Genomic DNA, 21,830 nt, shown 5'->3' with positions numbered 1-21,830 from the left:
GGATCGCGACATGAATAAGCAACCCGTCATTGGGATCAGCGGATGTTTAACCGGCTCGACTGTTCGGTTTGACGGCGGACATAAACGCATGAGCTTTGTCATGGACGGGCTGGCGCAGTGGGTGACCTTCAAACCCATCTGCCCGGAGATGGCTATCGGTCTGCCCTCGCCCCGTCCGGCCCTGCGCCTGGTTCAGACCACCGAAGGGGATTTCCGGCTGCACTTCAGCCAAGCACCACACGACGATATGACGGAGAAAATGGCCGAATTCACGGATTCCTATCTCTCACGTCTTGGCGAACTGTCGGGCTTTATCGTCTGCGCCAAATCGCCGAGCTGCGGTATGGAACGCGTACGGTTGTATGATGAAAAGGGCAATCGCGGGCGTAAAGAGGGGGTGGGCGTCTTTACCAGGGCGCTGCTGGAGAAATACTCGTGGTTACCGGTCGAAGAAGATGGACGCCTGCACGATCCGGTGCTGCGGGAAAACTTTGTCGAGCGCATCTTCGCCCTGCACGAGTTGAACACCCTGAAGGCGAACGGTCTGAGCCGCCATGCGCTGCTGGACTTCCACAGCCGGTACAAACTCCAGCTGCTGGCGCACCATCAAGCGGGCTACCGAGAAATTGGACAGTTTGTCGCCTCGCTGCACGAGTGGGAAGACCTGGACGCATTCTTCGTGGCTTATCGCGAAAAACTGATGACGATCCTGAGAGAACCCGCCTCGCGCAAGAACCACACCAACGTGCTGATGCACATTCAGGGGTATTTTCGTAACCAGCTGAACGCGCGTCAGCGCGGCGAGCTGCGCGACGTGATCCTCCACTATCGCGAGGGGCTGCTGCCAATACTCGCGCCGCTGACGCTGCTTAAGCATTACCTGGGCGAATACCCAGACCGCTACCTGCTGACGCAAAAATACTTTGACCCCTATCCGCAGAATTTGGCTTTGCGGCTGATGGTTAATTAACTCCGCATGATTTGTGGTCGAACTGCTCGAGTTTTTCCGGCCATAGGTATGAGCAGGCTCAGGTGGTGGTTAAACCCTATCAGACTGCTTTCTGGGATCTGATTGTGGATGCGTTGGAACGGATTGGGGAAGTTGAGGTTTGAGAGGGAGCATCTAAACCATGACCACGGGTGGACACTTGGCTGATTGCTTACTACGCTTGATACGGGTTTGTCGCTTTTATTCCATTGCTAATAGTCGCTTTCAAGCGCTCGGCTCAATGGATTCAAAGTTCATGAATGGTTAGCGCATCCCATACGGCCACAGAAGATGATGGCTTTTCCTTAATTGCTAACACTTCAAACAAAAAGGCAGATTACAATGAAAAAAATAGAAGCAAGCGTACAGCATGTTTCAATATTTAGAATAAGAAATATTTACTTGATTGGTGTGCTATACGATTTTGAATCGGACAATCAAGAAGGAAGTCTGGATGTAATTATTCAAGGAAATAGCATTTCATTCGGAATCAACGAAGCTAGCGGACCTAAGACAGGACGCACGGCCACGGCTACTGCAACAGTGCATATCTTGTCCGCAACTGACCCCATTCAGGCTTTCAATGTTAATAAAGGCAGCAATACAGTAATAACAGTGCCAGTGTTTTCATTGAAAAGACAGGACCAGTTAAACGTCGCCGGAGAACTAATTGGTCTTTTCTCAGCCATGCGACAAACTCTTTCTGTTGTTCCTAAAACCACTTCCGGGTTACCAGTCGACGTTATTGCAGAACTTGATATTGATGAGGAAAAAGTTTCACTTGCTCGTGATTGGGGGTGGAAAGGTTGGTGAAAATAAAAAACCTACTCACCGAGGGGCGGAGTAGTAACGGAACTCTGCCTTGTATGCTCGCGGCAAGTCATCGTTTTACAGTGCGCTACAGACACTGTGATTCAACAAAGTCGCAAGCAGCGGAGAATTAGACCCTTAGAGACTAAAGGTTGGAACCGCTTTGACTAATAACGCCATCTATTCAGTCGAGAACGATAAGTTTATATTTTTATTTAACGATTTAACTGCGGCTTATTGGGTTTTAAATATTGAGGCCGACATATCAGATCAAGAGTTAGCTGGCCGTTTTATGGATATTCATCAAGTATTCTTAGGGAGATTAGGTCGTCAAGAAAAAGGGGGGTTGAGGAAAGTACCTGAAGCCGAATTAATTAAAGTAGTGCGCGGATGGATAGTTTTATATAAATGTACCATAGCCCTATTGCGAAGACAGCACCCTAGATTATCAAGCAGTAGAGACTTGGTCGTTGGCAAGCTTAATTGGTCAGAGCGGCTTAAAATATCTGCAAGCGGTTTACTTCTTATAGATCATTCATCTAGGTATGCTGAATTTTGGGCAGAGAGAGCCATAAAGACAAAGAATGGTTATTCTAGTTTGGAATCCCGCTTATCGTTCGTGGGAAGCTATATATACAACGAATATGCTCAAATGGTTCACAAGGGTGAGTTACTTGTGCTAGATAGTTTTAGCAATGGAGTCACATCCTATGACATGATGCTTTTTCTTAGAGAAAGTCATTGTGCTCCCGAGTCATTTTTGACTGAAATTAAAAAAATTGGCTGGAGAGTAGAACTCGGAGATGAGGCATCTATTAATCGAATTTTTCAACTATATACTAAAATCAAAGAAAAAGAGTTGCATGTCTGAGTATGGTTTCTTGGGACATAACAAAGCGCTGATTCGTGAAATTCTACGTAGCGTTACAGATTTTCCAGTGAGCGTAGTGTTATGAGCCAAGGAATGACCAATGAATTGCCACGTCTAATCTAGACACTTCTATGCCATTCCTGCTGGAAGCGTAACGTCCGCTCCTCGCTCTTAGTTGACGCTATTAGCTTTGGCCCTAACCTACCATGAGTTAGGGCCAAGATACATTAAACCGCGCTTATTACGCCGTACCGCCCACGGTGAGTGAATCCAGCTTCAGCGTTGGTTGCCCAACCCCTACCGGTAGGCTCTGCCCTTCTTTACCGCACACGCCCACGCCCTTATCCAGCGCCAGATCGTTGCCCACCATCGAAATCTGCTGCATCGCCTCAATGCCGGAACCAATCAGCGTGGCCCCCTTCACCGGTTTGGTGACGCGGCCATTTTCGATCAGATAGGCTTCAGAGGTAGAGAAGACAAATTTCCCGGAGGTGATATCGACCTGACCACCGCCAAAGTTCGGCGCATACAGGCCATATTCTACGCTGGCGATAATATCTTCTGGCGTCGACTTGCCCGCCAGCATGTAGGTGTTGGTCATGCGCGGCATTGGCAGATGAGCATAAGACTCGCGGCGGCCGTTACCGGTAGGCGCCACGCCCATCAGCCGTGCGTTGAGTTTATCCTGCATATAGCCTTTCAGGATGCCGTTCTCGATCAGCACGTTGTATTGACCCGGCACGCCTTCGTCATCGATCGCCAGTGAACCACGGCGGCCTTGCAAGGTGCCATCATCCACCACGGTGCACAGCTCAGAAGCCACCAGTTGACCCATCTGGCCGCTGAATACTGAAGTGCCACGGCGGTTGAAGTCACCTTCCAGTCCGTGACCGACCGCTTCATGCAGCAACACGCCCGGCCAGCCCGCGCCCAGTACAACAGGCATGGTGCCCGCCGGGGCCGCCACAGCAGAGAGGTTAACCAGCGCCATACGCACCGCTTCTTTAGCAAAAGCATCGGCACGCACTTCGCCATCCACCACTTCCAGGAAGTAGTCATAGCCAAAACGACCACCGCCACCGCTGGCTCCGCGCTCACGCTTGCCGTCTTCTTCCACCAGCACGCTGACGGAGAAACGCACCAGCGGGCGAACGTCCGCCGCCAGGGTACCATCCGTTGCCGCAACCAGTATCTGTTCGTATACGCCGGTGATGCTGGCCGTCACTTCCTGCACGCGCTTGTCTGCAGCACGCGCGACCTTGTCTACCCGGTGCAACAGCGCGATCTTTTCTTCCCTCGGCAGGCTTTGCAGCGGATCGAGCAAAGGATACAGCGCCTGATAGCCGATTTCGCCCAGCGTATGGACTTTGCCATTACCGCTGTCACGCACGATGCTGCGAGCGGCCTGAGCGCTTTGGTTCAGGGCGTTCAGGGTGATTTGGTCCGCATAGGCAAAGCCGGTTTTTTCACCGCTGACCGCGCGTACGCCAACGCCCTGGTCGATATTGTACGAGCCATCTTTGATGATGCCATCCTCAATCACCCAGGCTTCGTGGTAGCTGGACTGAAAATAGAGGTCGGCGTAATCGAGGCGGCGTTCGGCCAGTTGACCCAATACGGAGAACAGGTCTTGATGACTCAGCTTATTCACAGCGAGTAACTGCTCACTGACAAACGACAGGCTCATAATTTTTTCACTCTTTATTGGAGGAGTTTTCAACCGGCGCAATCAGCGTCGGCTGGAATCGGTTGTGCTGCATCACCGGCATTTGCTTGCGCACCGTATGCAACTTGCCGGTATCCACGCGCACTTTCAGCGCGGAAACCGCGTCGGGGTTTTCTGCCAACACATTGCCCCAGCTGTCTACCACCATGGAATGGCCCCAGGTGCGGCGGGTAGCTCCGTGGCGGCCCACCTGCGCGGGAGCCAGGATCACACACTGGTTCTCGATAGCGCGGGCGCGCAGCAAAATCTCCCAGTGTGCCTCACCGGTCACGCGGGTAAATGCGGCGGGCACCGAGATCAGTTCCGCACCTTGCGCACGCAGCGCCTGATACAGGCCAGGGAAGCGCAGGTCGTAGCATATCGTCATGCCCAAGCGGCCAACCGGCGTATCAACCACCGTTAATTGTTGGCCATGCTGATAGGTATCCGACTCGCGATAATGGGCATGGATATCATTGATATCCACGTCGAACATGTGCAGTTTGTCGTAACGGCCACGGATTTCGCCCTGATCGTCAAACAGCAGGCTGCTGGTGGTGATGCGTGTCGGATCTTCGCGGCTGATCAATGGCATAGAGCCAACCAGTAACCATACTCCATAACGGCGAGCCATATCACGCACCGCTTGCTGCAACGGCCCGTGACCTTCCGTTTCCGCATGTTCACGGTAGGCGGCCGAGTTGGCAAACAGTAAGGCGTTCTCCGGAGTCATCACCAGTTTTATCCCGGGATTAAGCTGCTTGATCTGCTGCTCAATCTGGGCCAGGTTGTCCCGTATCTGCTCACCGCTACACAGCTGTAATAACGCAACGTTAGCATTTTTCATGGCGATTTATCCTCTTTTGGCTTACGCAACACCTCATGAATACTTGGGTGGTCCAGGCTACCGGTAATGTCATAGCGGATAAACGAGATCTTGCTCCACAACGGCCCCAGCACTTTCGAGGCCGCAAACACCGCCGCCCCCACAATCGGGTTGATCACAAACGCGGTCGCCACACCAACCGTCGCCGAGATCTCTGGCGCTATCACGGCCTGCATATCAATCTGGCGTTTCACCAGGTCGATCTGGCCGCTCATGGCAATATCCGCCGCCAGCCCATCCACCAAAAAGTTATCTGTATGCATTATGCCATCTTTCGCCCAGATAGTGCCGCGTATGGAGTCAAAGTAAAATCCATTACCGAAGGTATCACGGAAGTCGAACTGTAATTTGCGCAGCAGGGCATCAAAGCTGACCAGGCGTAACAACTGCCCAGCCCGGCCACCGCCGACGTTGTCAATCTCGCCTTTCCCCAGATCGACCTTCATGGTGCCATTGAGCGTGTTGATCTGCGGTTTCCATGGCTGCCCATGCCAGTGCAGATCAAAATCGATATCGTAGGGTGCGTCTTTTAATGGAATGATCACGCCGAAGAAACTGGCGGTACGATCGATTTTGCTGCCCAGCAGCTTGCCCTTTAACGCACTACGCTCTTCCTGAGCGTTCTGTTTCCACAGGCCGGTGGCGCTCACGCGACCATAGCCGGTATCCACCAGCCCATGGCTTAGCACTAGCGAGTCACCGTCACGTTTGAGATCGGCCTCCACCGTGCCAAGATTCTGCCCCATCATCCAGCAGGATTTACAACGCAACATCAACGAAGGCCAATCCTGTAACGAGATCCGCTCCGCCGAGTCCAGCGGGTTGGTTCCGCCAGCACTGCCGTCGCCGCTGGCAAACTGCGGGTTGTAGTAAAGATAGCCAAGATCCGCGCGCCACACGCCCTTATCCGGCATCGACAGGCTACCATCAATCTCTTTACCCTTGGCGGTGACGGTCGTTCCCGCCAACTGCTGCACGACCGCCAGCTGAAGGTTATGCCACGCCTGTCCGCCCAGCGTCAGCTGTGGGGTTTCGAGCGTTACGCTGGTTGGGAACACAAAGTTGCCCACCTTGCCTGCACCGCTGCTTTGCTTCATCGCCGGTGCCAATAGCCCCAGCCATTGCTCGCCATCCAGCTCGGGCAGATTAAGCACCAGGGATTTATCTTTGGGTAACGTTGGGGTCGAGAAACCGCCGGTTTGCCAGGCGGCACGTGCCAGCGTCACCTGCTGTTTGGCCAGCAGCCATTCGCTGTTGAAGTGGTTTTGCTTGCCAGCACTGCCATTGAGCATAAATCCTTGCAGGCCGCCATTCACTTTTACGCTGACCGGTAACGCTTCCCCTGCGGCTTTATTCAGGGGAGAAGGTAAGTGACTGCTTACTTTTTTCAGATCGGCATTCACGCCAATCTCATAGCTCGGCTGGCCTTTATGCGGCAGGTTGATCGCCACTTTACCTTGCCAGGCGGCGCTGCCTGCCAACATTTTGGCAAACTCTGGCGGCAGGCCTTCAACCTTAGCCGGTTGCCAATCGCCTTTCAGCCCAACGTTAACCTTATAATCCTGTTTGCCTTCCAGCGTATCGAAGTTGACCGTCAGCGGCTGCCCAAACCAGTTGGCCGTCAGGGTATCGCTCTGCAGGTTGCCGTTGTCGAAACGGAACTTGCCGCTCACTCTCTCTAGCTGGCTCTCCAGCGGCTTGACCAACAGCGAGTTGTTATTCAGCGTCACTTCACCGCTGGCGTTAACCAGCTCACCGTCCAACGGAATATTCAGATGTAAGCGCCCACTTACATTGCCACCCACCTGCAGCTCATCTAATGCCGCCCCGACAGAGTCATCCAGTGGGGTCTGCATGAAATAGTCGTGGATAGCTTGCCCGGTACCCGCAACGTCGGCATCAATCAACAGGCGTTGTTTGCTATAGTCCGGAATGACGGCGCTAATATTTCTGCCCGTCGCGTTGCCCAGTTTGGTTTGCGGCGCATTCATCCACAGGCCATTGTTGGCAAAGTCGAGGTCGATCGCCAGATCGTTCAGCGCTGGCCATTCCGGCTGAAACTGGAAGGTAGCGTGGCGTAGTGGGACAAACACCTGAAACTGCCCTTCGTTCTTCTCATACGGGAAGTGCTGCGGATCGCCCGCATAAATCAGGGAAGCATTATCAACCTGCCCGCCCTGGATCGCCCCGCTGAGATAATCCACCAAATGTTTACCCATCAGCGGTTCAGGGAAATAACGCCAGGCATCAGCGCCGTCATACAAACGGATGCCTGCCAGAATATCCAGCCAAGGCTCGCCGTTGGCCGGTTGCTGATAGCGGAAATCACCGTTAATCCACAGGGATTTGGCTTGCACATCCAGGTTTTTACTGGCCAATTGCCAGCCTTGATCGTTGTTTTGCCAGGTCAGCGCCCCGCTGGCACTGCTGATTTCCAACGGTGCTCGGAACATATCGCCATAAGGCAGCGTGCTGTTGTTCAGCCCCAGCGTCAGACGGCCGTTTTCTACCCCCCCGGTTAACGCACCGGAAAAGTGATCGACGCCCGGCAACAGTTTCCAGTGTTGCCAGCTCAGATCCTGCCACCATGCCTGAAAACGGGTTTTTTCCGGCTGCTGCAACGGAATATCCAGCGCCAGCGCCCTGAGCATGCCGCGAGGTTGTAAGTCTTTCCAGTGCTCTAGCACGTCCGGGCTGAGGAACGAGAAGGTAGGCAGCAATGCTTCCAACCGTTCCAGCTGGATGCCGGTGGCACGGATACGGAGTTCTTCACTCTGGTTTGGCCCGATAAATTGGGTATTTTCCGGCAGCCACAGCGCAGTAAGGGTTCCTGGTGCCCAGACTTGACCATCGGTTTTCAGGTTCAGGGCAGGCACATGTACCTGCCAGCCGCTACCCTCGCGGCTCATTGCCAACGCCAGATTATCGACGTCCAGCCGGTGTTGGTCGCTGCCCACCGACCAGCTGGCAGTGCCTTTATTAAGCAGGGCATTACCACTGTAGATGTCGCCATTTTTGATATTGAGCCAGGCTGCCAGGCTGAAGTCGGCGCTTTCGAGACCGGTATTGGTTTGCAGCCAGCGGCTGAACCAGGGCTTCATATCAATCGCATCGGCCTGCATATAGATGGTGCCGGTGTTGAGCAACCCCTGTTCATCCCGCAGATCCAGGCGTAGCTGTACCGCCCCGTGCTGGCCATTCAGGCTGGTCAGGCTGATTTGGCCTTCCGCGCGATGGCGATTATGGCTGTTAAGCCAGGTCATTTGCGGGATATGGAATTCAGCACGGGAGCCTGATGGGGTAAGGAACGAGAGGCGGCTGTTGCGCAGATCAAAGTGATCCAGCTGATACAGGAACAGATCGCTGACTCCGTTCGGGGTAAGGCCATTGCCATTGCTGCCTTCTCCCCCGAGCGTCGCGTCAAGATCGAGCTGCAGTTGATAGAAGGTGAGATCGCGGAACTGCCAGCGCCAATGCAGCAGGGATTGCCACACGTCCAGCGCCAGCGTAACCCGTTCGATCTGGATCTTGCTTGTTGGCAAGGCCAAACGGATGTTGCGGGCTTCCAGCGTTGGGCCAAAGGTTTCCCAACTGCCCTGGACAAAGTCGGCTTCGACAGGCACCCCGGCGATGGCCTGCACCTTCTCCAGCAATAACGGGCGATAGTGGTTAAGCTCGGGCAGCACCAAACGCAACCCGCTGATCAGCAACGCCACAACAACAATCAAACTGGCGCCTGTGGCTAACAGGATCCCGGGCAGTCGCCTCACGCATTTCTCCTTAATGACCAAATATATAACCTAACGCTTGTGCCCCGGATTACATCATCACAACGTCAAACTGTTCCTGGCTGTATAACGGTTCGATCTGCACCTTAACCTGTTTGCCAACGAAGATTTCCACTTCCGCCAGCGCGTGTGACTCTTCACTTTTCAGCGCCTCACCTACAGCCGCAGAGGCATAGACCAGGAAACGATCTGAATCGTAAGCATGATGCACGCGCACGACCTCACGCATAATCTCATAGCAGACGGTTTCCACCGTTTTCACCGTGCCACGGCCCTGGCAGGTCGGGCAGTCGTTACACAGCACATGCTCAATACTTTCACGCGTGCGTTTACGCGTCATCTCCACTAATCCTAGCTGAGAGAAACCGTTGATCGTGGTTTTTACCCGATCTTTACTCAGCGCCAGCTCCAACGAGTGCAATACCCGGCGGCGGTGTTCATCATTGTTCATATCGATGAAATCAATGATGATGATGCCACCCAGATTGCGCAACCGCAGCTGGCGGGCAATGGCCTGCGTCGCTTCGATGTTGGTATTGAAGATGGTTTCATCAAGATTGCGGTGGCCGACAAAGGCACCGGTGTTGATATCCACGGTGGTCATGGCTTCGGTTTGATCGATAATCAGATAACCGCCGGACTTCAACTCGACCTTGCGCTCGAGCGCTCGCTGGATCTCGTTCTCAACGTCGTACAGATCGAAGATCGGCTGGCTGCCGGTATACAGCTCCAGCTTATTGGTGATATCCGGGATGTACTCGCCGGTAAATTCCACCAGTTGGTCGTGCGTCAGGCGTGAATCGACGCGGATACGATCCAGCGCCGCCCCGGCAAAATCACGCAGGATACGGTGCGCCAAGGCCAGTTCGCCATACAGTTTGTACTTGGTCTGGTTACGCTTTTTGCGCTCCATGACCTTGGTCCACAAGCGCTTGAGGAAGGCCGCATCCTGCGCCAGCTCTTCTTCGCCGATCCCTTCCGCCGCGGTGCGGATGATAAAGCCGCCCAGATCGTCGCAATATCCCGCCACCGCACGCTTAAGACGCTCGCGTTCGGCTTCGCTTTCAATACGTTGGGAAACCCCCACATGCGCAGCGCCCGGCATAAAGACCAGGTAACGCGAAGGTAGAGTGATATCGGTAGTGAGGCGTGCCCCCTTGGTGCCAAGCGGGTCTTTCACCACCTGAACCATCAGATCCTGCCCCTGGCGCACCAGTTCGGCGATATCACGCACGGAGAAATTCTTTTGTTCATCACCGGCAACACACTCGGTGTGCGGCATGATATCGGAGGCGTGCAGAAAGGCCGCTTTATCCAGGCCAATATCGACAAAGGCCGCCTGCATGCCGGGTAACACGCGGCTAACACGCCCTTTGTAGATATTGCCCACGATGCCACGTTTGGCTTCGCGCTCAATATGGATCTCTTGCAGAATGCCGCCATCAATATAGGCAACCCGCGTTTCCGACGGCGTAATATTTACCAGTAGCTCAGCTGTCATGCTTTCTCCTCAGAGCCGGTTAGCGCCTGCCCCTTATCTTTCCTGCGCTCACGCTATGGCGGCGACGGGAAATCTAGTGGTGACATCAATCGGTTCTTACCTCTCGTAATGCGACAAAATGACTGAGCAGCTCATGTGTTTCGACCAACGGCAATCCCATCACCGCGTGATAACTGCCGGTTATCGTTCTGACGAAACAACCACCCTTGCCTTGAATTCCGTAAGCACCCGCTTTATCCATCGGTTCGCCCGTGGCGATATAGTCGCAGATATCCTGTGGTGACAGATTGCGGAACGTCACGTCGGTGACCACCAGCTGGCATAAAACGCCCTGTTTATCGGCGATCGCCACGGCGGTCATCACCTGATGCTGTTTCCCGGACAAAGCTGTCAGCATCTGTGCCGCATGCTCTTCATCCCGCGGTTTTTCCAACACCTGGCCGTTCAACACCACGATAGTATCTGCACCCAGCACGGGCCAACCATGTTGCGCCAGGGATACACCCGCCCTGGCCTTATCCTGCGCCAGACGGCGAACGTAATTTTCCGCCGCTTCCCCTTCCTGCCGCTGCTCTTCAGTATGCGTCAAAATGACTTCGAACGGTACGCCGAGCAAAGTCAGCAGTTCATGACGACGGGGAGAACCAGAAGCAAGATAGAGCGAAAACATCGTTATAACCTCATTGTACGGCAAACTGACGGCGGATCTTGCGCATCAGCAGGAATAACCACGGCCAAAGTACGCCGTTGACCACACTACTCCAGAACACCTCGGGGCGGAAAGAGACGTTGATCACTAAAAACTCAGCCCAGAACACCACCACGTCCATAGCCAATGACAGCAGCACGACGATTAGCGCTTGCTGCCACAATGCCATATTGCGGAATAATTGGAATTTGAACGCGACGAGATAAGCAATAATGCCCATGGCCAGCGCACGTACACCGAGCGTGGAACCCAGGATCAGATCCATGATCAGCCCGAGGATAAACCCGGTGCCGACGTTAACCCGATGTGGCAACGCCATTACCCAATAAGTGAGGATCAGCAGCAGCCAGGATGGCCGGAACATGTAGATCTGCTCCGGCCACGGCATGATTTGCAGCACTAATGCCACCAAGAATGACAGCCAGATAATCCAGCGCCCGTTGCTGCGATAGCGATTCATCGGATTGCCCCCGCCGGAGGCTGAACGGTACCAGTAGCGGGTGCTGGTAGCGGAGCCGGTGGGCCCATGGCATCGGCCGGTGGCAATACCTGCGGCATCATCTGCATCAGGCGTTCATTGGCTACGCGGTGAACTTCCTCTGGCGGCAGCGGCATGGTGCCGTTGCGATCGGCGCCCCACAATAACAACAGATAGCGCAGGCGTTGCAGGCCAGCGGTTGGCCGCGCCTGGATCACGGTATAAGCTCGTTGGTTATCCACCTTTACCGAAGACACCACAGCCACCGGATAACCTTCCGGGAACCGCCCGCCCAAACCAGAGGTGACCAGCACATCCCCGACGCGGATATCGGTATTGCCCGGCAGGTGTTCCAACTGTAGGTCATCGGTGCAGCCACTGCCTGCGGCAATCACCCGGATATCATTGCGCAAGACCTGGATTGGCAACGCATGGGAAGCATCACAGATCAGCAGGACGCGGCTGGTCATTTTAGCCACCGCCACCACCTGCCCGACCACGCCTTTATCACTGATAACCGGCTGCCCTTCATACACCCCGTTGTCCGAGCCTTTATCAATCACTACCTGATCGCTATAAGGGTCAGAACCGGTGGAGATCACCTGGGTGACCATTTTATGTTCGTCCTGGCGCAACGGCGAGCCTAGCAGCTCACGCAAACGGGCATTTTCCTGTTTGAATTGGCCAAGAAGAAGAATATCGCTGTTTTTGAGTAACAGTTCCTGCCGCAGAGCACGGTTTTCCAGCTCTAGCTGTTGGCGGGTAGCCAGCGTTTCCGATACGCTGTCCAAAACTTTACGCGGCCCATTAGCCAAGAAGTAAAAAGGGCTGACGGCGGTATCCATGTAGTTTCGTATTTTAACGAACGTACCGAGCCGGCTGTCGGCAACGATCAGCGCAATCGCCACGATCACTGCCAGGAAAAGTCGTAGTTGCAGGGAAGGCCCCCTGCTAAAAATCGGCTTCATAAATTATGCACGTTCCTCGACAACAGAAAGGGGAACGCACCAGATGCCCGATAAATGCCGTCATCCGCTACGATCCCTCCATTCTGGGGCTGCTCACTATTCTTCGCTGAACAAATCGCCGCCATGCATGTCGATCATTTCCAACGCCTTGCCACCACCGCGAGCCACGCAGGTGAGAGGATCTTCTGCCACCACCACCGGAATACCGGTCTCTTCCATCAGCAGGCGATCCAGGTTACGCAGCAATGCGCCACCACCGGTCAGCACCATACCGCGTTCGGAGATGTCGGAAGCCAGTTCCGGCGGGCACTGTTCCAGCGCAACCATGACCGCGCTGACGATGCCGGTCAGAGGTTCCTGCAAAGCTTCGAGAATTTCATTGGAGTTCATAGTGAACCCACGCGGCACACCTTCAGCCAGGTTACGGCCACGCACTTCAATTTCACGTACTTCGTCATCCGGATAGGCCGAGCCGATACCGTGCTTGATACGTTCTGCGGTAGCTTCACCGATCAGTGAACCGTAGTTACGGCGCACGTAATTAATGATGGCTTCGTCAAAGCGGTCGCCGCCGATACGCACGGAAGAAGAGTACACCACGCCGTTAAGCGAGATCACTGCCACTTCAGTGGTACCACCACCGATATCAACCACCATGGAGCCGGTGGCTTCCGATACTGGCAGACCCGCACCGATCGCCGCAGCCATAGGCTCTTCAATCAGGAAGACTTCACGCGCGCCTGCACCCTGAGCGGACTCACGGATCGCACGGCGTTCAACCTGGGTGGCACCAACAGGTACGCAAACCAATACGCGCGGGCTTGGGCGCATAAAGCTGTTGCTGTGAACCTGCTTGATGAAATGCTGCAGCATTTTTTCGGTGACAAAGAAGTCGGCGATCACGCCGTCTTTCATCGGGCGAATAGCTGCGATATTGCCAGGCGTACGCCCCAGCATCTGCTTGGCGTCATGACCGACGGCCGCAACGCTCTTGGGTGAACCGGCACGATCCTGGCGAATGGCAACCACCGACGGTTCATTTAGTACAATGCCTTGCCCTTTAACATAAATCAGGGTATTGGCGGTACCCAAGTCGATGGACAAGTCATTAGAAAACATGCCACGAAATTTCTTAAACATAACGAAAGGATAATCCTGCAAGCTGGGGGCGGAAAATAAAATCCGCCTACTTTACCAACCACACGAAGCAGCGACAAGGCGCAAAAACGTCCTACTTCGGTGAAAAATAGTCTGCGTTATTTGTGACCGAATGCACGGAAGGCGAATGGGGGCCTGATATCCCTCAACAAAGGCTCAGCTAGCCACCAAATCAACATGCCAACGGCGTAACACAGCTCATAAAATCTAACATTTTTCCTGATTGTCACCGGTGGTAAGCACCTACTGACGCCCACAGGAAAAGACGGGCCATTCTACGTTAATTTTTGCCCGGTCATCAGATTAAACACGATATCGACGCGAATATTTTTTGCGAGCTATGTCGATCGGCTCTGGCGAGGCGAAAAAGTCCCCCTGCCCACCGAGGATCCCGCGCTCTTTCAGCGTCTGCCATTCGTTGCGCGTACGCACGCTGGCGGCAAAAACCTTCGCTTGAGTGCCCTCACAGGCACCGGTCAGGCTCTGAACAAACAGCTGATTCTCATCCCGACGGTCAATACTCCGCACCAATCCTGGGTGAAGCTTGACGATCTCCACCGGTAACGACTTGATATAAGAGGTACTCACCACCGTCAATCCGGCCTGAGAAACCGCCAGACGACAGCCCACTCCGGTCAGCAATCGCAACACCGGACGCAAACGGTCGATATGTTGACACACATCTGCCTCTGCAAGTTCAATCAGAATTCGTCGACGGTGACTTTTTTCACACTGTAACAGGGTATCGCGCAGCCAACGCTGGAAACTGCGCTGCAATAATGAATCAACGCATAGCGGAAACGCCAGAGTCTCTTCCGGCCACAGCGCCAATAAAGGAATAATCCGATTCATCTGCTGGCGGTCATAGCTTTCAGCTAAACCAAGCTGATTGACCAGCGGCATATACTCGGCAGGCAACAGTTCCTGTGCGCCATCATAAATCCGGCTCATGATTTCACGGTGATGCACATCTCCATCCACCGTCACCGCCGGTTTTTGATATAAACGAGGGCCGCCACGTGCCAGCACCTGTTCAAGCAGCGTACGCCATTTAACGCTGCCGCGCCCTTTCTCTGGCACATCGCTATCATAGACGTACCAGCCGTTTTCACCTTGCAGCACGGCATGACGGGTCGCCTGTTCGGCGTAATCGATGATCTCTTCCGTGGTCTGCCCGCTGCGGTAGGCAACAATACCGATATGCAAGAACGCCTCACGGTCGATCAGCGCCGTTGAGGGTAAAGAGTCGATCGCGTTGACCAACTGCGCCGCGATGCCGTCCGCTTCTTTCAGCGTGCGGTGTGGCAACAGAACGGTAAAGTCACTGTGGAAATAACGGGCCAGTAAGGCGGCTGGGTAACGCATGACAAAGGTGGACAGCAGGTTGACCAACGAATACATCAGCTCCTGCACCGCCGCATTGCCGTGAATTTCACGCAGGGTATCGAAATCCGGCAGGCGCACCATCATGACGATACCGTGTGACCCGACATCTTCCAGCTGAGTAGTGAGCTGGTTATCAAAGAACAGGCGGTTATTGAGGCCAGTTTTCGCATCCTGAGCGGCAAAAGCACGGATCAAGGTATCCACCCGGCTGCGCTCCTCACGCGCTTCGGCCAGATCGGCCAGCAGGCGATCCAACGCACCGCTGACGCTAGCGGGCCATTCGCGAACGTCACCCTTCAGCACCTGTTCACGCTCGCCGTTGAGAATGCGCCGCGCTCGGCGCTCCAGGCGATCTTCACCTACCGCCTGTTCGCGCAGCCAGCGTAAGCTGAGCAGCAGGATCACCACCATGATGACTATCGACAGCGTTACCGCCGCCGTGGACTGCAATGAGCGCACGTCGCTGGCGAACGGATCGAGGTAGGTGACATTAACCCGAGTGCCGGGGTGATGCATCATGGTTAGCGAGGTTTGCCGGTAGCCGGCCAACGATGCCCAAGGGGCTTTGATGCTCGGCAGGCTGTAGGAGAAAAGGTTGCTGGTTTCGGTATCTACATGAATCGCAACGATGCCTAGCGGCCGCATCACCAAGGGCAACCAGTTATCCTGAGCCTGCAGAGGTTGGAACAGCATTGCCTGATCGATGGAGGTTGCCAAGGCTTCAAAACGGCGCTCGAGGCGCTCCTGGGTCACGTAAAAGAAACTGTATGAACACCCCATCAGCATCAAAAACATAGCCAATGCGACGAGCAGGGTGATTAGAGCAGAGAGTTTGGTTGTAAATCTCATCCCTGTGCCTTCTGCGCGATGATAAAATGAAGAGTCACCTTTTGATGTGACAAGGCCCCGTTCCTGCTCGAATAAAAACAACGCAATACCCTGATATTAAAAATCATGAAGCGACTTCAATTTCTTTGCCAAGCATCAGGTTAGCTTTACAAAGCTATCAAGCCTGGCCGGCGAAGAAAACCATTAAGCACTATTTTTTTGTCCTTTATCAGGACAGGCTTTTTTATTATGCATATAGTCAGACAATACTGAACCATACATTCATATAATATATGAAAAAAGCGGGGAACAATGACATGCGTGTATTATTGTTGGAACAAGTTGGCGATAAAACCCTGGCACAAGTCAAGGATATTGACAATGATCGGCTTCCAGAAGGTGACGTGACGGTCGACGTCAACTGGTCCAGCCTCAACTATAAGGATGCTCTGGCGATCACCGGCACGGGCAAGATCATTCGTCACTTCCCAATGGTTCCTGGTATCGATTTTGCCGGACAGGTACACAGCAGCAAAGATCCGCGTTTTAAACCAGGCCAAAGCGTAGTGCTCACTGGCTGGGGCGTTGGTGAAAATCACTGGGGCGGGTTGGGCGAGCAGGCCCGCGTTAGCGGTGAATGGCTGGTACCGCTGCCAAAAGGGCTATGTGAACGCAAAGCGATGATCCTAGGCACCGCCGGTTTTACTGCCATGCTATGCGTGATGGCACTGGAAGAAGGCGGAGTGAAACCGGAGGACGGCGACGTTCTGGTCACCGGAGCCAGCGGCGGCGTGGGGAGCACAGCGGTCGCCCTGCTGTCCGCTCTGGGCTATAGCGTCACCGCCATCAGCGGGCGCGACAGCAATACCGACTATCTACAATCCCTGGGAGCCAAAACTGTGCTGCCCCGTAGCGAGTATATTGAAACACCGCGCCCGCTGGAGAAACAGCTGTGGGCCGGCGCCATCGACACCGTCGGCGACAAATTACTGGCTCGCGTGCTGGCACAGATGAATTACAACGGCACCGTCGCCGCCTGCGGCTTGGCGGGAGGCTACCAGTTACCGACTACCGTGATGCCGTTTATTTTGCGTAACGTGCGTCTGCAAGGCGTTGATTCGGTGCTAACGCCACTGCATCGTCGTCAAACCGCTTGGGAACGTCTGGCCGGGATCCTGCCAGAAAGCTTCTATGAGCAAGCCACGCAGGAAATTCCGTTGGAAGACGCGCCCGCTGCAGCCACCGCGCTGATGAACAATCAGATCACTGGCCGCACCCTGGTGAAGATCCGTTAATGATTCAACTCCATTCATAACATGTAGGGGCGCAGGCGCTGCATGCGGTGCCTGCTTATTCCTCACAAGAAATCACCTCTCATTTACCTCTATTTGCATCCACCCTCTCGCAGAAAGTTGGCTTTCACGCCATGCTTACACCATCACTTGCGGAGAAAAAAATGAAACAACAGCAAAAACTGACCGAAGCCGATGTCACACCGGAAAGCGTGTTCTATCAACGGCGCAAGGTACTCCAAGCGCTAGGGATCACGGCAACCTCGCTGGCTTTGCCCATCCAGGCACAGGCCGGCTTGCTGTCATGGTTCAAAGGTAACGATCGGCCTGCGGCTCCTCCGGGCAAAGCGCTGGATTTCAGCAAACCCGAAATCTGGCAAGCCAATCTGCCACTGACGCCAGAAGAGAAAGTCTCGGGTTACAATAATTTCTACGAGTTTGGTCTGGATAAGGCCGATCCCGCCGCCAACGCCGGCTCCCTGAAAACAGCGGACTGGAAGGTGAAAATCGACGGCGAAGTCGGCAAGCCAATGACGCTGGATATCGACGATTTACTCAAGCGTTTCCCGCTGGAGCAACGCATTTATCGCATGCGCTGCGTCGAAGCCTGGTCGATGGTGGTGCCGTGGATCGGCTTTGAGCTGGGCAAACTGCTTAAGCTGGCCGAACCCAACAGCAACGCGCGCTACGTGGCTTTCCAAACGCTGTACGATCCAGAACAGATGCCTGGCCAGAAAGATCGCTTTATCGGCGGTGGCCTCAAGTATCCCTATGTCGAAGGTTTGCGCCTTGATGAAGCCATGCATCCACTGGCTCTGTTAACCGTGGGCGTGTATGGCAAGATGCTGCCACCGCAAAACGGTGCTCCGGTACGCCTGATCACCCCATGGAAGTATGGCTTCAAAGGCATCAAGTCCATCGTGCAGATCACCCTGACCCGCGAACAACCGCCAACCACCTGGAATCTGTCTGCTCCCAACGAATATGGTTTTTACGCCAACGTGAACCCCCATGTCGATCATCCGCGCTGGTCGCAGGCTACCGAACGTTTCATCGGTTCAGGTGGCATTTTGGATGTGAAACGTCAGCCGACGCTGCTGTTCAACGGTTATGCCGAGCAGGTAGCTTCGCTGTATCGCGGCCTCGATTTACGGGAGAACTTCTGAGTGCGCTTAACCCCCAAGCAGATCACCTGGCTAAAAGTAGCCATCTACCTGGCGGCATTCCTGCCCTTTCTGTGGCTGGTGTTGTCCGTCGATCAGGGCTGGTTCAGTGCCGATCCGGCCAAGGATATCCAGCATTTTACCGGCAGGATGACGTTGAAATTGCTGCTGGCCACCCTGCTCGTCACTCCATTGGCCCGCTACGCGCGCCAGCCATTGCTGATCCGTTGCCGACGCCTGCTGGGTTTGTGGTGTTTTGCTTGGGGAACCCTGCATCTGGTAAGCTACTCGACGCTGGAACTGGGGCTGAGCAACATAGGCCTGCTGGGGCGCGAGCTGGTAACTCGCCCCTATCTGACGCTAGGTATCCTCTGCTGGTTGATCTTGCTGGCTCTGGCGGCCACCTCAACGCTATGGGCACAGCGTAAATTGGGGGCCAACTGGCAGAAGCTGCATAACTTCGTCTATCTGGTGGCGATCCTGGCACCGATCCACTACCTTTGGTCGGTAAAAACGTTGTCACCGCAGCCTTTTATTTACGCGTCACTGGCGCTGCTGTTGTTAGCTCTGCGTTACAAGAAATTCCGCTCGTGGTGGCGTAAACCGCGCTAAAACCGGCAAGATTGACGGTAAAAATCCCCTGGCGGGGCACGGAACTTTTCTGTGTTCTACCCCTCATAATCCAATAGCGGCACTTGGTGTTTGCCGATTTAGGGTTGAATATCTTCGCTGATAAGACCAGTATTTAGCTGCGAATTGCCACGATATCGTTATAATGCCCGACCTTGAACCTGTCGCGGCAGCAAAATCTGCGCGTAACAGGTGACAAATCGCTGACATCGGGTTATTTTCTACGATGATGGTTTTATTGCCGGAGATACCAGCACAATGGCGGATAAGTTTCACATTTTGCTTCTGAACGGCCCCAATCTGAATCTGCTGGGGACGCGTGAGCCGGAGAAGTACGGCAGCGCTACGCTGGAAGAGATTGTTAACGGATTGGAAAACCAGGCGCTCGCGCTAGATATCACCCTGAGCCATCTGCAGTCCAACGCCGAGCATGCGCTCATCGATCGCATTCATCAGGCACGCGGCAATACGGATTTTATCCTGATTAACGCTGCCGCGTTCACGCACACCAGCGTGGCGTTGCGCGATGCACTATTGGCAGTACAGATCCCGTTTATCGAGATCCACCTGTCCAACGTGTACGCTCGTGAGCCTTTCCGTCATCACTCCTACCTGTCTGATATCGCGGTAGGCGTGATCTGTGGCCTCGGCGCGGATGGCTACACATTTGCTTTACAGGCAGCGGTTCGCCGTTTGTCAAAAACCCACTAATTGCTACACAAAAAGAGTACGGAATCACACTCATGGATATTCGTAAAATCAAGAAACTGATCGAACTGGTTGAAGAATCAGGCATTTCTGAACTGGAAATCTCTGAAGGCGAAGAGTCGGTTCGCATCAGCCGTGCCGCACCGGTGCAGGCTTACCCAATGATGCAACAGTACGCAATGCCAGCCCAGCAGCAGCAACCTGCTCTGGCCAACGCCGTTGCCCCTGCTGCCGCAGAAACCCCAGCAGCACCAGCGGCCATGAGTGGCCATATCGTTCGTTCACCAATGGTAGGGACCTTCTACCGCACCCCAAGCCCAGACGCGAAAGCCTTCGTGGAAGTGGGCCAGAAAGTGAACGCCGGTGATACTCTGTGCATTGTTGAAGCCATGAAAATGATGAACCAGATTGAAGCGGACAAATCCGGTGTGGTTAAAGCGATCATGGTAGAAAACGGCCAACCGGTTGAATTTGACGAGCCACTGGTCGTCATCGAATAACGAGGCGCACCATGCTAGATAAAATTGTTATCGCCAACCGTGGCGAGATCGCGCTACGTATCCTGCGCGCTTGTAAAGAACTTGGCATCAAAACCGTTGCCGTTCACTCAAGTGCCGACCGCGATCTGAAACACGTTCTGCTGGCGGATGAGACCGTTTGTATCGGCCCTGCACCGTCGGTGAAAAGCTATTTGAACATCCCGGCCATTATCTCCGCCGCCGAAATTACCGGCGCCGTGGCGATCCACCCGGGCTATGGCTTCCTGTCTGAGAATGCCGACTTTGCCGAGCAGGTCGAGCGCTCTGGCTTTATCTTCATCGGCCCACGCGCCGAAACCATTCGCCTGATGGGCGACAAGGTTTCTGCCATCAGCGCGATGAAAAAAGCCGGCGTACCTTGCGTACCAGGCTCCGACGGCCCGCTGACCGATGACATGGACAAAAACCGTGCCTTCGCCAAGCGCATCGGTTATCCGGTGATCATCAAGGCGTCCGGCGGCGGCGGCGGTCGCGGCATGCGCGTTGTACGCGGCGACAAAGACCTCGAACAATCCATCTCCATGACCAAAGCGGAAGCCAAAGCGGCTTTCAACAACGACATGGTGTATATGGAGAAGTACCTGGAAAACCCACGCCACATCGAAATTCAGGTGTTAGCAGACGGCCAGGGCAACGCCATCTATCTGGCTGAGCGTGACTGCTCCATGCAGCGCCGCCACCAGAAAGTGGTCGAAGAGGCACCAGCACCAGGGATCACCCCAGAGCTGCGCCGCTACATCGGCGAACGCTGTTCAAAAGCCTGTGTGGAAATCGGCTACCGAGGTGCAGGTACCTTTGAGTTCCTGTATGAGAACGGCGAGTTCTATTTCATTGAAATGAACACCCGTATCCAGGTGGAACACCCGGTAACCGAAATGATCACCGGCGTGGACCTGATCAAAGAGCAGCTGCGTATCGCTGCCGGTCAGCCGCTGTCGATCAAACAGGACGAAGTGAAGGTGCAAGGTCATGCGGTGGAATGCCGTATCAACGCCGAAGACCCGAACACCTTCCTGCCAAGCCCTGGCAAGATCACCCGCTTCCACGCTCCTGGTGGTTTCGGCGTGCGTTGGGAGTCTCATATCTACGCTGGCTATACCGTACCGCCGTACTATGATTCCATGATTGGCAAGCTGATCACCTACGGTGAAAACCGTGATGTGGCGATTGCCCGCATGAAGAACGCTCTGGCTGAACTGATCATTGATGGCATCAAAACCAACGTTGAACTGCAGCAGAAGATCATGACCGACGAAAACTTCCAGCATGGTGGTACCAATATCCACTATCTGGAGAAGAAGCTGGGTCTGCAGGAAACCTGATCATCGGTTAACGATATTGGGTTAGTAAAAATCCGCCTTCATAGAAGGCGGCATTGCTTTGGCGCCCCGGAGGGGCGTACTAAGCTCGAACCCGTAGGGT

At 54.4% G+C, this 21,830-nt stretch carries 18 protein-coding genes; 9 read left to right on the top strand and 9 right to left on the bottom strand.

Annotation, left to right across the window (positions count from 1 at the left end; all coding sequences use genetic code 11):
- Positions 1–10: 10 nt before the first annotated feature.
- The 3 genes from KAJ71_RS09410 to KAJ71_RS09400 all read left to right on the top strand — a co-directional run bounded on the left by KAJ71_RS09410 (position 11) and on the right by KAJ71_RS09400 (position 2,669).
- Positions 11–970 (top strand): YbgA family protein, encoded by a 960-nt coding sequence (locus KAJ71_RS09410; protein WP_248945481.1) that lies wholly within the window; start codon positions 11–13, stop codon positions 968–970.
- 360 nt (positions 971–1,330) lie between these two features.
- Complete coding sequence (locus tag KAJ71_RS09405; protein WP_248945480.1) at positions 1,331–1,801, top strand: hypothetical protein; 471 nt, start codon at positions 1,331–1,333, stop codon at positions 1,799–1,801.
- A gap of 160 nt (positions 1,802–1,961) precedes the next feature.
- A complete protein-coding gene (locus KAJ71_RS09400; RefSeq protein WP_248945479.1) occupies positions 1,962–2,669 on the top strand; it encodes a hypothetical protein in 708 nt (235 codons plus the stop codon).
- A gap of 241 nt (positions 2,670–2,910) precedes the next feature.
- On the opposite strand, the gene tldD is transcribed toward KAJ71_RS09400, so the two are convergent.
- From tldD to csrD, 9 genes are all read right to left on the bottom strand, one after another.
- Positions 2,911–4,356: a metalloprotease TldD gene (gene tldD, locus KAJ71_RS09395; protein WP_121607966.1), complete on the bottom strand. Its 1,446-nt coding sequence runs from the start codon at positions 4,354–4,356 to the stop codon at positions 2,911–2,913.
- A gap of 7 nt (positions 4,357–4,363) precedes the next feature.
- The gene (nit1, locus tag KAJ71_RS09390) at positions 4,364–5,221 is read right to left on the bottom strand and encodes a deaminated glutathione amidase (protein WP_248945478.1); all 858 of its coding nucleotides are present in this window, start codon (positions 5,219–5,221) and stop codon (positions 4,364–4,366) included.
- Complete coding sequence (gene yhdP / locus KAJ71_RS09385; protein WP_248945477.1) at positions 5,218–9,030, bottom strand: AsmA2 domain-containing protein YhdP; 3,813 nt, start codon at positions 9,028–9,030, stop codon at positions 5,218–5,220. The genes nit1 and yhdP overlap by 4 nt, the downstream gene beginning before the upstream one ends.
- A gap of 49 nt (positions 9,031–9,079) precedes the next feature.
- Entirely contained in the window at positions 9,080–10,549 is a 1,470-nt protein-coding gene (rng, locus tag KAJ71_RS09380) for a ribonuclease G (protein ID WP_248945476.1), read from the bottom strand.
- 85 nt (positions 10,550–10,634) lie between these two features.
- Positions 10,635–11,219: a Maf family protein gene (locus tag KAJ71_RS09375; protein ID WP_248945475.1), complete on the bottom strand. Its 585-nt coding sequence runs from the start codon at positions 11,217–11,219 to the stop codon at positions 10,635–10,637.
- A gap of 10 nt (positions 11,220–11,229) precedes the next feature.
- Positions 11,230–11,718 carry a rod shape-determining protein MreD gene (gene mreD / locus KAJ71_RS09370; RefSeq protein ID WP_024483772.1) on the bottom strand — a complete coding sequence of 163 codons (489 nt, stop codon included), beginning with the start codon at positions 11,716–11,718 and terminating at the stop codon, positions 11,230–11,232.
- Positions 11,715–12,704 (bottom strand): rod shape-determining protein MreC, encoded by a 990-nt coding sequence (gene mreC / locus KAJ71_RS09365; protein ID WP_248945474.1) that lies wholly within the window; start codon positions 12,702–12,704, stop codon positions 11,715–11,717. Before mreC ends, mreD begins: the two co-directional genes overlap by 4 nt.
- Positions 12,705–12,800: 96 nt before the next feature.
- Positions 12,801–13,844, bottom strand: coding sequence for a rod shape-determining protein MreB (mreB, locus tag KAJ71_RS09360; RefSeq protein WP_021180765.1), 1,044 nt, complete (start codon positions 13,842–13,844; stop codon positions 12,801–12,803).
- Positions 13,845–14,165: 321 nt separating this feature from the next.
- Positions 14,166–16,097, bottom strand: a complete 1,932-nt coding sequence (gene csrD, locus KAJ71_RS09355; protein WP_248945473.1) for an RNase E specificity factor CsrD — start codon at positions 16,095–16,097, stop codon at positions 14,166–14,168.
- Positions 16,098–16,393: 296 nt separating this feature from the next.
- Between csrD and acuI the strand changes: the two genes are divergently transcribed.
- The 6 genes from acuI (at position 16,394) to accC (ending at position 21,730) form a co-directional block, all read left to right on the top strand.
- On the top strand, positions 16,394–17,371 hold the full coding sequence (gene acuI, locus KAJ71_RS09350) for an acrylyl-CoA reductase (NADPH) (RefSeq protein WP_248945472.1): 978 nt from the start codon (positions 16,394–16,396) through the stop codon (positions 17,369–17,371).
- 161 nt (positions 17,372–17,532) lie between these two features.
- Positions 17,533–18,534 carry a protein-methionine-sulfoxide reductase catalytic subunit MsrP gene (msrP, locus tag KAJ71_RS09345; protein ID WP_248945471.1) on the top strand — a complete coding sequence of 334 codons (1,002 nt, stop codon included), beginning with the start codon at positions 17,533–17,535 and terminating at the stop codon, positions 18,532–18,534.
- Positions 18,535–19,143 carry a protein-methionine-sulfoxide reductase heme-binding subunit MsrQ gene (msrQ, locus tag KAJ71_RS09340; RefSeq protein WP_024527968.1) on the top strand — a complete coding sequence of 203 codons (609 nt, stop codon included), beginning with the start codon at positions 18,535–18,537 and terminating at the stop codon, positions 19,141–19,143.
- A 276-nt stretch (positions 19,144–19,419) separates the two neighbouring features.
- On the top strand, positions 19,420–19,872 hold the full coding sequence (gene aroQ, locus KAJ71_RS09335) for a type II 3-dehydroquinate dehydratase (RefSeq protein WP_248945470.1): 453 nt from the start codon (positions 19,420–19,422) through the stop codon (positions 19,870–19,872).
- 32 nt (positions 19,873–19,904) lie between these two features.
- Positions 19,905–20,369, top strand: a complete 465-nt coding sequence (gene accB / locus KAJ71_RS09330; RefSeq protein WP_248945469.1) for an acetyl-CoA carboxylase biotin carboxyl carrier protein — start codon at positions 19,905–19,907, stop codon at positions 20,367–20,369.
- 11 nt (positions 20,370–20,380) lie between these two features.
- Positions 20,381–21,730, top strand: coding sequence for an acetyl-CoA carboxylase biotin carboxylase subunit (gene accC, locus KAJ71_RS09325; RefSeq protein ID WP_021180772.1), 1,350 nt, complete (start codon positions 20,381–20,383; stop codon positions 21,728–21,730).
- Positions 21,731–21,830: the final 100 nt, after the last annotated feature.

Origin of the sequence: Serratia silvae, from assembly GCF_023282985.1 — a bacterium.
GTDB classification, from domain to species: domain Bacteria; phylum Pseudomonadota; class Gammaproteobacteria; order Enterobacterales; family Enterobacteriaceae; genus Chania; species Chania silvae.
Note: the sequence above shows the minus strand (reverse complement) of the source record. Positions and strands in the feature narration are given on the sequence as shown.

Excerpts from the sequence above, each read along its gene's own strand:
- KAJ71_RS09410 (WP_248945481.1), top strand. The coding sequence starts at position 11 with ATGAATAAGCAACCCGTCATTGGGATCAGCGGATGTTTAACCGGCTCG.
- KAJ71_RS09405 (WP_248945480.1), top strand. The coding sequence starts at position 1,331 with ATGAAAAAAATAGAAGCAAGCGTACAGCATGTTTCAATATTTAGAATA.
- tldD (WP_121607966.1), bottom strand. The coding sequence starts at position 4,356 with ATGAGCCTGTCGTTTGTCAGTGAGCAGTTACTCGCTGTGAATAAGCTG.
- nit1 (WP_248945478.1), bottom strand. The coding sequence starts at position 5,221 with ATGAAAAATGCTAACGTTGCGTTATTACAGCTGTGTAGCGGTGAGCAG.
- rng (WP_248945476.1), bottom strand. The coding sequence starts at position 10,549 with ATGACAGCTGAGCTACTGGTAAATATTACGCCGTCGGAAACGCGGGTT.
- KAJ71_RS09375 (WP_248945475.1), bottom strand. The coding sequence starts at position 11,219 with ATGTTTTCGCTCTATCTTGCTTCTGGTTCTCCCCGTCGTCATGAACTG.
- mreD (WP_024483772.1), bottom strand. The coding sequence starts at position 11,718 with ATGAATCGCTATCGCAGCAACGGGCGCTGGATTATCTGGCTGTCATTC.
- mreC (WP_248945474.1), bottom strand. The coding sequence starts at position 12,704 with ATGAAGCCGATTTTTAGCAGGGGGCCTTCCCTGCAACTACGACTTTTC.
- mreB (WP_021180765.1), bottom strand. The coding sequence starts at position 13,844 with ATGTTTAAGAAATTTCGTGGCATGTTTTCTAATGACTTGTCCATCGAC.
- csrD (WP_248945473.1), bottom strand. The coding sequence starts at position 16,097 with ATGAGATTTACAACCAAACTCTCTGCTCTAATCACCCTGCTCGTCGCA.
- acuI (WP_248945472.1), top strand. The coding sequence starts at position 16,394 with ATGCGTGTATTATTGTTGGAACAAGTTGGCGATAAAACCCTGGCACAA.
- msrP (WP_248945471.1), top strand. The coding sequence starts at position 17,533 with ATGAAACAACAGCAAAAACTGACCGAAGCCGATGTCACACCGGAAAGC.
- aroQ (WP_248945470.1), top strand. The coding sequence starts at position 19,420 with ATGGCGGATAAGTTTCACATTTTGCTTCTGAACGGCCCCAATCTGAAT.
- accB (WP_248945469.1), top strand. The coding sequence starts at position 19,905 with ATGGATATTCGTAAAATCAAGAAACTGATCGAACTGGTTGAAGAATCA.
- accC (WP_021180772.1), top strand. The coding sequence starts at position 20,381 with ATGCTAGATAAAATTGTTATCGCCAACCGTGGCGAGATCGCGCTACGT.